Here is a 13617-nt window from a genome sequence, read left to right on the forward strand (position 1 = left end):
CCCTCCTCGGGTTGATGTGAAACGAAAAAGCCGCCGGGTTGCCCCGACGGCTTCTGTTGCCTGAGATCCTTGCCGCCGCGCTTACTGCGCGGCGGTTGTCATGTCGGCGAGCATCGGCTCGGCCACTTCCACACCGGAGGCCTTGCGGCGCTCGTCGATGATGAGTTCGTCGCGCGAGGTGGCGATGCGCCGGATCTGGCTCATCGTGCCGCCAGTACCGGCCGGGATCAGCCGGCCGACGATGACGTTTTCCTTCAAGCCCTGCAGCATGTCGGTCTTGCCGGCGACGGCTGCTTCCGTCAGCACCCTGGTCGTCTCCTGGAAGGAGGCGGCCGAGATGAAGGACGGCGTCTGCAGCGACGCCTTGGTGATGCCGAGCAGCACCGGCTGGCCTTCGGCCGGCTTCTTGCCGTCCTCGATCAGCCGCTCGTTGACCTCTTCCAGTTCGATCACGTCGACATGGTCGCCCGGGATATAGGTCGAGTCGCCCTGCGTGGTGATCTCGACCTTCTGCAGCATCTGGCGAACGATCACCTCGATGTGCTTGTCGTTGATCGACACGCCCTGCAGACGGTAGACTTCCTGGATCTCGTTGACGAGGTAGGAAGCAAGCGCTTCCACGCCCTTGATCGCCAGGATGTCGTGCGGCGCGGGATTGCCGTCGAGGATGTAGTCGCCCTTCTCGATGACGTCGCCGTCCTGGAGATGGAACGGCTTGCCCTTCGGGATCAGGTATTCGACCGGCTCAAGCGTCGAGTCATGCGGCTCGATGATGATGCGACGCTTGTTCTTGTAGTCGCGGCCGAAGCGGATCGTGCCGTCGATCTCGGCGATGATGGCGTGATCCTTGGGACGACGTGCCTCGAACAGTTCGGCAACACGCGGCAGACCACCGGTGATGTCCTTGGTCTTGGCGCTTTCCATCGGGATACGCGCCAGCACGTCGCCGGGACGAACCTGCGCACCCGGCTCGACCGAGAGAATGGCCTCGACCGAGAGCAGGAAGCGGGCATCGCCACCCTTCGACAGCTTGCCGACCTTGCCCTTGGTGTCCTGGACGACGATCGCCGGCTTCAGGTCGTTGCCGCGCGGCGTCGAACGCCAGTCGATGACCTCACGCTTGGTGATGCCGGTCGACTCGTCGGCCGTTTCCTGCACGGAAATGCCGTCGACCAGATCCTCGAACGCCACCTTGCCCTCGATTTCGGTGAGGATCGGGCGGGTATAGGGATCCCACTCGGCGATACGCTGGCCGCGCTTCACCTTGTCGCCATCGTCCACGAAGATGCGCGAACCATAGGTGACGCGGTGCGTGGCGCGCTCCTTGCCGGCTTCGTCGAGGATCAGCACCGCCATGTTGCGGCCCATGACCATCTGCTGGCCGTCGGAGTTGCGCACCACGTTGCGGTTGCGGATCTCGACCTTGCCCTCATAGGAGGCTTCAAGGAACGAAGAGTCCACCACCTGCGCGGTACCGCCCATGTGGAAGGTACGCATGGTGAGCTGGGTGCCCGGCTCACCGATCGACTGCGCCGCGATGACGCCGACGGCTTCACCCTGGTTGACCGGGGTGCCGCGGGCCAGATCGCGTCCGTAGCACACCGCGCAGACGCCGACCCTGACCTCGCAGGTCAGCGCCGAACGGATGCGGACCGACTGAACGCCGGCCTTTTCGATCTGCTCCACATCGCGCTCGTCCATCAGCTTGCCGGCCTTGACCAGCAGATCGCCGGTCACCGGATGGTTGATGTCGTCGAGCGCGGTGCGGCCCAGCACGCGCTGGCCAACCGAAGCGACAACCTGACCGGCATCGACGATCGGCTGCATGGTGAGGCCCTTGTCGGTGCCGCAATCCACGGAGTTGACGATGCAGTCCTGCGCCACGTCGACCAGACGGCGGGTGAGGTAGCCCGAGTTCGCCGTCTTCAAGGCGGTGTCGGCCAGACCCTTACGGGCGCCGTGGGTCGAGTTGAAGTACTCGAGCACGGTCAGGCCTTCCTTGAAGTTCGAGATGATCGGCGTCTCGATGATTTCACCCGACGGCTTGGCCATCAGGCCGCGCATGCCGGCGAGCTGACGCATCTGGGTGGGCGAGCCACGCGCACCGGAGTGCGACATCATGTAGATCGAGTTCATCGGCTTCTGACGGCCATTGTCCTCGAACTCGACCGCCTTGATGCGGGCCATCATCTCGTCGGCGACCTTTTCCGAGCACTTGGCCCAGGCGTCGACGACCTTGTTGTACTTCTCGCCCTGCGTGATCAGACCGTCATTGTACTGCTGCTCGTATTCCTTGGCCAAAGCCTCGGTGTCCGACACAAGCTTGGTCTTGGTGTCCGGGATCAGCATGTCGTCCTTGCCGAACGAAATGCCGGCACGGCAGGCATGGGCGAAACCGAGCGCCATGATGCGGTCGCAGAAAATGACCGTCTCCTTCTGACCGCAGTGGCGGTAGACGGTGTCGATCATCTTGGAGATGTTCTTCTTGGTCATCTCCTGGTTGGCGGTCTCGTAAGGCACGTTGACGTTCTTCGGCAGAAGCTCGCCGATGATCATGCGGCCAGGCGTGGTGTCGTAGATCTTCGACACGACCTTGCCTTCGGCGTCGACCGAGCGGAAGCGACCCTTGATCTTGGCGTGCAGCGTCACCGCCTTGGTCTCGAGCGCATGCTGGAGTTCGCCCATGTCGGCAAACACCATGCCCTCGCCCGGCTCGTTCTGGTTGACGATCGAGAGATAATAGAGACCCAGAACCATGTCCTGCGACGGCACGATGATCGGCGCGCCGGAAGCCGGATGCAGGATGTTGTTGGTCGACATCATCAGCACGCGGGCTTCGAGCTGCGCTTCCAGCGACAGCGGCACGTGAACCGCCATCTGGTCGCCGTCGAAGTCGGCGTTGAAGGCCGTGCAGACCAGCGGGTGCAGCTGGATCGCCTTGCCTTCGATCAGGATCGGCTCGAACGCCTGGATGCCGAGTCGGTGCAGCGTCGGCGCACGGTTCAGCAGCACCGGATGTTCGCGGATGACCTCGTCCAGGATATCCCAGACTTCCGGACGCTCCTTCTCGACCAGCTTCTTCGCCTGCTTGACGGTCGAGGAGTAACCCTTGGCGTCGAGACGGGCGTAGATGAAGGGCTTGAACAGTTCGAGCGCCATCTTCTTCGGCAGGCCGCACTGGTGCAGCTTGAGCTCGGGACCGGTGACGATGACCGAACGGCCGGAATAGTCGACGCGCTTGCCAAGCAGGTTCTGACGGAACCGGCCCTGCTTGCCCTTCAACATGTCGGACAGCGACTTCAGCGGGCGCTTGTTGGCGCCGGTGATGACGCGGCCGCGACGGCCGTTGTCGAACAGCGCATCGACGGCTTCCTGCAGCATGCGCTTTTCATTGCGCACGATGATGCCGGGGGCGCGCAGCTCGATCAGCCGCTTCAGACGGTTGTTGCGGTTGATGACCCGGCGATAGAGGTCGTTCAGATCGGACGTCGCGAAACGGCCGCCGTCCAGCGGGACGAGCGGGCGCAGGTCCGGCGGGATCACCGGAACCACCTTCATGATCATCCATTCCGGACGGTTGCCGGATTCCATGAAGTTCTCGACGACCTTGAGCCGCTTCAGATACTTCTTCTGCTTCAGCTCGGACGTGGTCGAAGCCAGCTCCGAACGCAGGTCGCCGGCGATCTTCTCCAGGTCCATGCCGGCCAGAAGGTCATGAATGGCCTCGGCGCCGATCATGGCGGTGAAGGAATCCTCGCCATATTCGTCGACGGCGATCATATACTCTTCCTCGCTGAGCAGCTGGTGCTCCTTCAGCGCGGTGAGGCCAGGCTCGGTGACGATATAGTTCTCGAAGTAGAGGACGCGCTCGATATCCTTCAGCGTCATGTCGAGCAGCGTGCCGATGCGCGAGGGCAGCGACTTCAGGAACCAGATGTGGGCGACGGGGGCGGCGAGCTCGATATGGCCCATGCGCTCGCGACGCACGCGCGACAGCGTGACTTCGACGCCGCACTTTTCGCAGATGACGCCCTTGTACTTCATGCGCTTGTACTTGCCGCACAGGCACTCATAGTCCTTGATCGGACCAAAAATGCGTGCGCAGAAAAGACCGTCACGCTCCGGCTTGAAGGTGCGGTAGTTGATGGTCTCCGGCTTCTTGATCTCGCCGAACGACCAGGACAGAATCTTCTCAGGGCTGGCAAGCGAGATCCGGATGGAATCGAACACCTGCGCGGGCGCCTGGGGATTGAAGAGATTCATGACCTCTTGGTTCATGCCGTTCTCCTTTTCGGGGTCCTCGAAAACCCCTTGCATCTAACGCGGGCCGAATGCCCGCTGAGTGGTCGGCCCACCGGCCGAAGAAATTGATGCATCCGGTCGCGGGAGCCCTCTCCCGCGACCGGATGTCTTGTTTACTCCCTATTCGGCAGCGTCTGGCAGCCGAACCGGTGCTTCGTCGAGCTTGGTGTTCTCCAGCTCGACATTGAGGCCGAGAGACCGCATTTCCTTGACGAGCACGTTGAAGCTCTCAGGGATGCCCGCCTCGAAGGTGTCGTCGCCTCTGACGATCGCCTCGTAGACCTTGGTACGGCCGGCGACGTCGTCCGACTTCACCGTCAGCATTTCCTGCAGCGTGTAGGCGGCACCGTAGGCTTCCAGCGCCCAGACCTCCATTTCGCCGAAGCGCTGGCCGCCGAACTGCGCCTTGCCGCCCAGCGGCTGCTGGGTGACGAGCGAGTACGGACCGATCGAACGCGCGTGGATCTTGTCGTCCACGAGGTGGTGAAGCTTGAGCATATAGATATAGCCCATCGTCACCTTGCGATCGAACGGCTCGCCGGTGCGTCCGTCATAGAGCTGCGACTGACCGCTGGTGTGCAGGCCAGCCTGCTCCAGCATGGTGTTGATGTCGGCCTCGTGCGCGCCGTCGAACACCGGGGTCGCGATCGAGACGCCGCGACGCATCTGCTCGCTGAGGCGAACAATGCTCTCGTCGTCATATTCGCGGATCGGCTCATTGCGGTCGTTGGAAGGCATGAAGCTTTCCAACGTCTTGCGCAACGGCTTGATGTCGCCGCCCGCCTTGTAGGCGTCGATCAATTCGCCGATCTTCCGGCCCATTCCCGCGCAGGCCCAGCCCAGATGCGTCTCCAGGATCTGGCCGACATTCATGCGGCTCGGCACACCCAGCGGGTTGAGCACGATATCGGCATGCGTGCCGTCCTCGAGGAAAGGCATATCCTCGACCGGAACGATGCGCGACACGACACCCTTATTGCCGTGACGGCCGGCCATCTTGTCGCCCGGCTGCATCTTGCGCTTCACCGCCACGAAGACCTTGACCATCTTCATGACGCCCGGAGGCATTTCGTCGCCGCGCTGGACCTTCTCGACCTTGTCCATGAAGCGCTGTTCGAGCGCCTTCTTGGAGTCGTCGTACTGGCCACGCAGGGCTTCCAGTTCGCTCTGGAGCTTTTCGTTCTCCACGGCAAACTGCCACCACTGCGAACGCGGATAGTCGTCGAGCGTGTCCTTGGACAACGTCGAGCCCTTCTTGAAGCCCTTCGGTCCGGCGATCGCTTCCTTGCCGACGAGCACGTCGGAGAGGCGGGCGTAGACGTTGCGGTCCAAGATCGCCTGCTCGTCGTCGCGGTCCTTGGCAAGGCGTTCGATCTCCTCGCGCTCGATCGCCATGGCGCGCTCGTCCTTCTCCACACCGTGGCGGTTGAACACGCGCACCTCGACGACGGTGCCGAAGGTGCCCGGAGGCATGCGCATCGAAGTGTCGCGCACATCCGAAGCCTTTTCGCCGAAGATGGCGCGCAGAAGTTTTTCTTCCGGCGTCATCGGGCTTTCGCCCTTCGGCGTGATCTTGCCGACCAGGATATCGCCCGGCTGCACTTCCGCACCGATATAGACGATGCCGGCTTCATCGAGGTTCTTCAGCGCTTCTTCCGAGACGTTCGGAATGTCGCGCGTGATTTCCTCCGGACCGAGCTTGGTATCGCGCGCCATGACCTCGAACTCCTCGATGTGGATCGAGGTGAAGACGTCGTCGGCGACGATGCGCTCGGACAAGAGGATGGAGTCCTCGTAGTTGTAGCCGTTCCACGGCATGAACGCGACCAGCACGTTGCGGCCGAGCGCCAGATCGCCGAGCTCCGTCGACGGACCGTCGGCGATGATGTCGCCCTTGTTGACCCGGTCACCCATGCGCACCAGCGGACGCTGGTTGATGCAGGTGTTCTGGTTCGAACGCTGGAACTTCATCAACCGGTAGATGTCGACGCCGGACTTGCCCGGATCGAGATCTTCCGTCGCGCGGATAACGATACGGGTAGCGTCCACCTGGTCGACGATGCCGCCGCGGCGGGCGCCGATGGCGGCACCCGAGTCACGGGCGACGACCGGCTCCATGCCGGTGCCGACGAACGGCGCCTCGGCGCGCACCAGCGGCACGGCCTGACGCTGCATGTTGGAGCCCATCAGCGCGCGGTTGGCGTCGTCGTTTTCCAGGAACGGGATCAGGGCCGCGGCCACCGACACCATCTGCTTGGGCGACACGTCCATCAGATCGACGTTTTCGCGCGGCGCCATCATCACTTCGCCGGCACTGCGGCAAATGACGAACTCGTCGACGAAGCCGCCATTCTTGTCGAGCTCGGCGTTGGCCTGCGCGACATGGTGCTTGGCTTCTTCCATCGCCGAGAGATAGACGACGTCATTGGTCAGCTTGCCGTCGACGATCTTACGGTACGGGCTCTCGATGAAGCCGTACTTGTTGACGCGCGCGAAGGTGGCCAGCGAGTTGATCAGACCGATATTCGGGCCTTCCGGCGTCTCGATCGGGCAGATACGGCCGTAATGCGTCGGGTGCACGTCGCGCACTTCGAAGCCGGCGCGTTCGCGGGTCAGACCGCCCGGTCCAAGCGCCGAGAGACGGCGCTTGTGCGTGATCTCCGACAGCGGGTTGGTCTGGTCCATGAACTGGGACAGCTGCGAGGAACCGAAAAACTCGCGCACGGCGGCGGCCGCCGGCTTGGCGTTGATCAGGTCCTGCGGCATGACCGTGTCGATCTCGATCGAGGACATACGCTCCTTGATCGCGCGCTCCATGCGCAGCAGGCCGACGCGGTACTGGTTCTCCATCAGCTCGCCGACCGAACGAACGCGGCGGTTGCCGAGATTGTCGATGTCGTCGATCTCGCCCTTGCCGTCGCGCAGTTCGACCAGCGTCTTGACCACGGCCAGGATGTCTTCCTTGCGCAGCACGCGGACGGTGTCCTCGGCCTTGAGTTCGAGGCGCATGTTCATCTTGACTCGGCCGACGGCCGACAGGTCATAGCGCTCGCTGTCGAAGAACAGCGAGTTGAACATGGCTTCGGCGGTCTCGAGCGTCGGCGGCTCGCCCGGACGCATGACGCGGTAGATGTCGAACAGCGCGTCCTGGCGGCTCTCGTTCTTATCGACGGCGAGCGTGTTGCGGATGTAGGCGCCGACATTGACATGGTCGATGTCGAGGATCTGCACCTCCTGCTCACCGGTGCCGAGCAGCACCTTCAGCGTCTTCTCGTCGATCTCGTCGCCGGCTTCGAGGAAGATCTCGCCGGTGGCGTAGTTGACGATGTCCTCGGCGAGATAGTTGCCGAGCAGGTCCTCGTCGGTCGCCTTGATCGCCTTCAGGCCCTTTTCGCCGAGCTGACGCGCCTGACGGGCGGTGATCTTCTTGCCGGCTTCGACAACGACCTCACCAGTATCAGCATCGACCAGATCGCCGACGGCCTTGAGGCCGCGGAAACGCTCGACGTTGAACGGAATGCGCCAATGGTCGCCGGCGCGTTTGTAGGTGATCTTGTTGTAGAAGGTCGACAGGATCTCTTCACCATCCATGCCGAGCGCCATCAAAAGCGACGTCACCGGGATCTTGCGGCGACGGTCGATACGGGCGTGCACGACGTCCTTGGAATCGAACTCGATGTCGAGCCACGAACCGCGATAGGGAATGACGCGGGCGGCGAACAGAAGCTTGCCCGACGAATGCGACTTGCCCTTGTCATGGTCGAAGAAGACGCCCGGCGAACGGTGCATCTGCGAGACGATGACGCGCTCGGTGCCGTTGACGATGAAGGTGCCGTTCAAGGTCATGAGCGGCATGTCGCCCATGTAGACGTCCTGCTCCTTGATGTCCTTGATCGACTTGGCGCCGGTATCTTCGTCGATATCGAACACGATGAGGCGCAGCGTCACCTTCAGCGGCGCGGCATAGGTCAGGTCGCGCTGACGGCATTCGTCAACGTCGAATTTCGGTCCTTCGAACTCGTACTTCACGAACTCCAGCATCGAGGAGCCGGAAAAGTCGGAGATCGGGAAGACCGACTTGAAAACAGCCTGCAGTCCCTCGTCCGGGCGGCCGCCCTTGGGCTCGTCCACCATCAGGAACTGGTCATAGGACGCCTTCTGAACCTCGATGAGGTTCGGCATCTCCGCAACTTCCGGGATCTTTCCGAAGAACTTGCGTACGCGTCTGCGGCCATTGAAAGTCTGGGTATGGGCCATCGTCGCTCCTTAGCTCTAAACTCGGGGCGAACCTCGCCGCGGTTCGCCTTGCATTCCGAGCCACCTGGGCGGCGGCTCTCTGTCTGTTCTCCAGCCTCCCGTCGGTGGCCGGCTAAAACGGGAGAAAACCCGTTTCCTGAAGGCCGCTTCCAGGCCCTCAGGAAAGAGGTTCTCGTACATCTCGCGTTAGGCGTCCTCCCTCCGGGCGAAGGGAGTGGCGGACGGCGCGAGGCCGCCCGCCGCTTGATACGCTTACTTCAGGTCGACCTTGGCGCCGGCTGCTTCCAGCTGGGCCTTGAACTTGTCGGCATCGGCCTTCGAAACGCCTTCCTTGACCGGCTTCGGAGCCGCTTCGACCAGATCCTTGGCTTCCTTGAGGCCAAGACCGGTGATGGCGCGGACTTCCTTGATGACGTTGATCTTCTGAGCGCCGGCCTCGGTGAGGACGACGTCGAATTCGGTCTTCTCTTCGACCGGAGCAGCGGCGGCGGCAGCACCGCCAGCGGCGGCAACCGCCACCGGAGCAGCAGCCGAAACGCCCCACTTTTCTTCCAGAAGCTTCGACAGCTCAGCCGCCTCGAGGACGGTCAGCTTCGAAAGGTCGTCTACGATCTTTGCGAGATCAGCCATTGTTGTATTCCTTCGTTAGGTTCGAACGTGTGTTTGTGATAGCGAGGAACGGCCTCATGCCGCCTCGTCCTTCCGGGCGTAAGCGCCGATGACGCGCGCGACCGAAGCCGCGGGTGCATTGACGATCTGGGCGATCCGGGTTGCCGGCGTGGCGATCATGCCAACCAGCCTGGCGCGCAGCTCGTCGAGCGACGGAAGTGTGGCGAGTGCCTTCACACCGTCGGCGTCAAGCGAGGTCGTGCCCATTGCGCCGCCGAGAATGACAAGCTTGTCATTTCCCTTGGCGAAATCGGACGCGACCTTCGGCGCCGCAATCGGATCCTCCGAATAGGCGACCAGCGTCTGTCCCTTGAACAGGTCGATGATCGATGCGGAGTCCGTGCCCTGAAGAGCGATTTTGGCGAGACGGTTCTTCGCGACTTTAACGGTGCCACCGGCGGCGCGCATTTTCGACCTGAGGTCGTTCATTTGCGCGACGGTGATACCGGCATAGTGGGCCACGACCACTGAACCTGCGCCCGAGAACGCATCGTTCAGGCCCGTGACGAGTTCGCGTTTTTCCGCTCTGTCCACTGCCTATCTCCAGTTGACCCCCATCCTGTTAACGGGAACATCCCATTCACAAAGACAGGCGTCGGGTTGCCTTTTTGCCGGCCGGGCCATCCAGTAACGGATCTCCCGAACGACGCTCGAGGATCCTGCCCCCTTTCGCCACATCGACGGCCAAGCCGGCGATGCGCAGACAAAAGGCAAACACGGTTCGAACCCTTCATTGGAGCAGTCGCTCCGTTGTCAGGTCTTCACCCGTCTCATGCAGGCCCAGACGAATTAAGGCTGAGGGCCGCCTGCAATCTCGGACAGGATGTCCGGAAGCCTTCCGGCTCCCGGTACCGGGCCCAGGACAAGTCCAAGGCCCGGAATTCACTTCAAAGGTCAGCCGCGTGCGGCTGGCCCAAAAAATTCGATCAGGACGCGGCGAGCGTCGAGACATCCAACTTGAGGCCCGGGCCCATCGTCGAGGTGACGGACACCTTCTTGACGTAGTTGCCCTTGGCGCCAGCCGGCTTTGCCTTGGTCACCGCGTCGGCGAAGGCGCGGACGTTCTCTTCCAGCGCCTTGACATCGAACGAGACCTTGCCGACGCCGGCATGCACGATGCCCGCCTTCTCGACGCGGAACTCGACCGCGCCGCCCTTCGATGCCTTGACGGCGGCGGCGACGTCGGTGGTGACGGTGCCGACCTTCGGGTTCGGCATCATGCCGCGCGGGCCGAGCACCTTACCGAGACGGCCGACGAGCGGCATCATGTCCGGCGTAGCGATGCAGCGATCGAAATCGATCGTGCCCTTCTGGACGATGTCGACCAGGTCTTCCGCACCGACGATGTCGGCGCCAGCGGCCTTGGCCTCTTCAGCCTTATCGCCACGGGCGAACACGGCGACGCGAACCGAGCGGCCGGTGCCGTTCGGCAGGTTGACCACGCCGCGGACCATCTGGTCGGCATGGCGCGGGTCGACGCCGAGGTTCATGGCGACTTCGACGGTCTCGTCGAACTTGACCGACGAACGGTCCTTGAGCAGCTTCAGCGCTTCACCCAGGGCATAGGCCTTGTTGGGATCGATGCCTTCGCGGGACTTGGATACACGCTTTGCAATCTTTGCCATGACCTCAGCCCACCACTTCCAGACCCATCGAACGGGCAGAGCCCTCGACCATGCGCATGGCCGCTTCGACGTCGTTTGCGTTCAGATCCTTCATCTTGGCGGTAGCGATCTCGCGAACCTTGTCGCGCGAAACAGTACCGGCCTTGACTTTGCCGGGTTCCTTCGAACCAGACTTCAGGTTCGCAGCCTTCTTCAGGAAGTAGCTCACCGGCGGCGTCTTCATGACGAAGGTGAACGACTTGTCCTGATAGTAGGTAATGACCACCGGAACCGGCGATCCCTTTTCCATTTCCTGGGTCTGCGCGTTGAACGCCTTGCAGAACTCCATGATGTTGATGCCGCGTTGACCAAGCGCCGGGCCAATCGGGGGCGACGGCGTAGCCGAACCCGCGGAGACCTGGAGCTTGAGCTGGCCTGCAATTTTCTTAGCCATCTCTATTCCTGCCTTTGTCTATGCCGGCTCCACGACCTGGGAAACACCGGCGGTTGCAGTCTGGTGGTGCGGTTCCTGCGACAGGCTAAAGCCGCATTCGCCTCCCACCGTTCTCAAGGCCGCGCGCCTCCGCGCCGCCTCCCCTGATCGCCGACAGGCGCCAAGGATTCGGATCAGCCCTTTTCGACCTGTCCGAATTCCAGATCGACAGGCACGGCGCGCCCGAAGATCGAAACTTCCACCTTGAGCCGCGCCCGCTCCTCGTCCACTTCCTGGACGAAACCATTGAACGACGCGAACGGACCATCCGAGACGCGGATCGCCTCGCCTATCTCGAAGGTGACCGAGGGCTTCGGCCGCTCGACGCCTTCCTGCACCTGATTCAGGATGCGCTGCGCTTCCGCCTCGGTGATCGGCACCGGCTTGGAGTCGCCGAGAAAGCCGGTGACCTTCGGCGTGTTCTTGACCAGCGAGAACACTGCATCGGTCAGATTGGCCTTCAAGAGCACATAGCCCGGGAAGAATTTGCGCTCGGCATCGACCTTGCGGCCGCGACGAACCTCGACGACCTTCTCGGTCGGCACCACGATCTGCTCGATATCGGCGGACAGGCCCTTCTGCTTGGCCTTGTTCTCGATGTCCTCGGCGACCTTCTTTTCAAAGTTCGAATAGGCGTGGACGATGTACCAGCGCGTAGCCATTTTACGACTTCTCCGTAATCGCCGGACTTAGCGTCCAATTCCCAGAATCTGCTCGACCGCGAGGCCCATGAGCTGATCGGCGGTGAAGAAAAAGAGCATCGCGATCACAGCGAAGGCCAGAACCATCACCGTCGAGATCATCGTCTCGCGCCGCGACGGCCAAGTCACCTTGGCTGTCTCCGCGCGCACCTGCTGGAGAAAGACGAATGGATTTGTGGTTTTCGAAGCCATATGCCGCCTGTCTTCAAGACCCGTTGGCCGGGTCCCCTGGATGATCCCGCTGGCCGGGACGTGCCGCCTGGGTCCACTGTCGCGCCGAATCAGCGCAATCACTTCGCCCATGCAAATCAGACGCGTAAAGCCGGCTTCCCAGCTCCACGCGCCGCGTGTCTGTCCTGTCTACATAAAACCGATTCTTGATCCACGCAAGTGGCAAGTGTCCGCTTTATGACCAAACGCCGCCTCGGAACCATCCAGTCGTTCCGTCCCGGCTATGGCGCTCTTATGCCCGAATTGCCTCAATATGGCAAGCGGGTCGCCGAATTTCAAAGGCCACCGGCAAAAATGTCGTTTCTGATAGCCATTTCGAAAATGGCACGGGCAGCAGGGCTCGAACCTACGACCTGCGGTTTTGGAGACCGCCGCTCTACCAACTGAGCTATGCCCGTAACGCGGGCTGCTATTCCACAAAGCGGATGAGAACTCAAGTGCCCTTTTGAGGCATAACCGTCCAAGGCGAGGATTGTCCCAGCGCAAGGCACAAGACCCATACGCAGATAAGGATTTCGAGCGCAAAAGTCCAATGCTGGACAAAGCTCACCACCCAGTTGCGCTCGTAAGACCGCGCGTTTTGCGCCAGCAGCCGCGCGCGAAGCGACCTAGGACTAACCCGATGGCAGATGGGCAATCAGCATCAAGCACGGTACGGGAAGGTGCCGGAGTTTGCAGGTATTGTGCAGATTCAGGGTCTTGGCGAAAGCAGGCAGATCACGTCCCGCCGCCGGCGATCGATGCCGGCAACCTGCGCGGTCTGTTTCGGCACGGCTACGATTTTCCGGCTGGCGGCTTGTACGGGCCGCCAGGCACGCCCCAGCCCCAGGCTGGCATTGGTTCTGTCTCCGGATCGCAGGTCTCGCCGAGATTGGAATTCATCTTCGCCAATCGCGATCCCCATTCGACATAGCCCATGAAGGCGGAACGGAACTCGGGATCGTCGGGCAAGCCGACCTCGTCGGCGACATCGGCCAGGAGGTTGATCCAGCGGCGGCGCTGCTCCTCGGTCAAATGCTTGCCCAGATGGTGCATGACCATCTCGCGGTGGCCGCCGAACTTTTCGCTGTAGGTTTTCGGCCCGCCGAAAACCTCGCCGATAAAGGCCGCGACATGCATAGGATGATCCGGCGACATGGCCTTGAAGACAGGCCCGACGATCGGGTCCTTCGCCACTTTGTCGTAGAAGGTTTCGGTCAGGCGGTTCAGCACCTCGATGCCGCCTGCCCATTCATACATTGTCGGAACGTCCTGGCTCATTCTCGATCCTCCGCCGGCCCCTGCGCTGCCAACGGCCACGATAGCGGCAAAATCGAGCGTGGCTCAACCTGCCTCGATGGCCAGTTTCCGCCGGGCACTC

At 62.1% G+C, this 13617-nt stretch carries 9 protein-coding genes and 1 tRNA gene; all 10 read right to left on the reverse strand.

Translation table 11 applies throughout. The features are described 5' to 3' along the window. Positions 1-81 precede the first annotated feature (81 nt). On the reverse strand, positions 82-4278 hold the full coding sequence (gene rpoC / locus FJW03_RS09665; protein ID WP_140698632.1) for a DNA-directed RNA polymerase subunit beta': 4197 nt from the start codon (positions 4276-4278) through the stop codon (positions 82-84). Positions 4279-4422: 144 nt separating this feature from the next. Then, positions 4423-8559, reverse strand: a complete 4137-nt coding sequence (rpoB, locus tag FJW03_RS09670; protein ID WP_140698630.1) for a DNA-directed RNA polymerase subunit beta — start codon at positions 8557-8559, stop codon at positions 4423-4425. 252 nt (positions 8560-8811) lie between these two features. Further along, positions 8812-9189: a 50S ribosomal protein L7/L12 gene (gene rplL / locus FJW03_RS09675; RefSeq protein WP_015317993.1), complete on the reverse strand. Its 378-nt coding sequence runs from the start codon at positions 9187-9189 to the stop codon at positions 8812-8814. Positions 9190-9243: 54 nt separating this feature from the next. Next, complete coding sequence (gene rplJ / locus FJW03_RS09680; protein ID WP_140609810.1) at positions 9244-9762, reverse strand: 50S ribosomal protein L10; 519 nt, start codon at positions 9760-9762, stop codon at positions 9244-9246. Between the two features lie 392 nt (positions 9763-10154). After that, the gene (gene rplA, locus FJW03_RS09685; protein WP_140609809.1) at positions 10155-10853 is read right to left on the reverse strand and encodes a 50S ribosomal protein L1; all 699 of its coding nucleotides are present in this window, start codon (positions 10851-10853) and stop codon (positions 10155-10157) included. Between the two features lie 4 nt (positions 10854-10857). Then, the gene (rplK, locus tag FJW03_RS09690; protein ID WP_010909262.1) at positions 10858-11286 is read right to left on the reverse strand and encodes a 50S ribosomal protein L11; all 429 of its coding nucleotides are present in this window, start codon (positions 11284-11286) and stop codon (positions 10858-10860) included. Between the two features lie 173 nt (positions 11287-11459). Beyond that, entirely contained in the window at positions 11460-11987 is a 528-nt protein-coding gene (nusG, locus tag FJW03_RS09695; RefSeq protein ID WP_015317996.1) for a transcription termination/antitermination protein NusG, read from the reverse strand. Between the two features lie 27 nt (positions 11988-12014). After that, entirely contained in the window at positions 12015-12218 is a 204-nt protein-coding gene (gene secE, locus FJW03_RS09700; RefSeq protein WP_140609826.1) for a preprotein translocase subunit SecE, read from the reverse strand. A 361-nt stretch (positions 12219-12579) separates the two neighbouring features. Next, positions 12580-12655 (reverse strand) — tRNA-Trp (locus tag FJW03_RS09705). Between the two features lie 376 nt (positions 12656-13031). Next, on the reverse strand, positions 13032-13517 hold the full coding sequence (locus FJW03_RS09710; protein ID WP_140767219.1) for a group II truncated hemoglobin: 486 nt from the start codon (positions 13515-13517) through the stop codon (positions 13032-13034). Between the last annotated feature and the right edge of the window lie 100 nt (positions 13518-13617).

The sequence above is a fragment of the Mesorhizobium sp. B4-1-4 genome, assembly GCF_006439395.2.
In the GTDB taxonomy this organism is placed as follows: Bacteria; Pseudomonadota; Alphaproteobacteria; order Rhizobiales; family Rhizobiaceae; genus Mesorhizobium.

Bases quoted from the DNA above. Each gene is read 5' to 3' on its own strand.
- FJW03_RS09710 (WP_140767219.1), bottom strand. From the start codon at position 13,517: ATGAGCCAGGACGTTCCGACAATGTATGAATGGGCAGGCGGCATCGAG.
- nusG (WP_015317996.1), bottom strand. From the start codon at position 11,987: ATGGCTACGCGCTGGTACATCGTCCACGCCTATTCGAACTTTGAAAAG.
- rplK (WP_010909262.1), bottom strand. From the start codon at position 11,286: ATGGCTAAGAAAATTGCAGGCCAGCTCAAGCTCCAGGTCTCCGCGGGT.
- rplA (WP_140609809.1), bottom strand. From the start codon at position 10,853: ATGGCAAAGATTGCAAAGCGTGTATCCAAGTCCCGCGAAGGCATCGAT.
- rplL (WP_015317993.1), bottom strand. From the start codon at position 9,189: ATGGCTGATCTCGCAAAGATCGTAGACGACCTTTCGAAGCTGACCGTC.
- secE (WP_140609826.1), bottom strand. From the start codon at position 12,218: ATGGCTTCGAAAACCACAAATCCATTCGTCTTTCTCCAGCAGGTGCGC.
- rpoC (WP_140698632.1), bottom strand. From the start codon at position 4,278: ATGAACCAAGAGGTCATGAATCTCTTCAATCCCCAGGCGCCCGCGCAG.
- rpoB (WP_140698630.1), bottom strand. From the start codon at position 8,559: ATGGCCCATACCCAGACTTTCAATGGCCGCAGACGCGTACGCAAGTTC.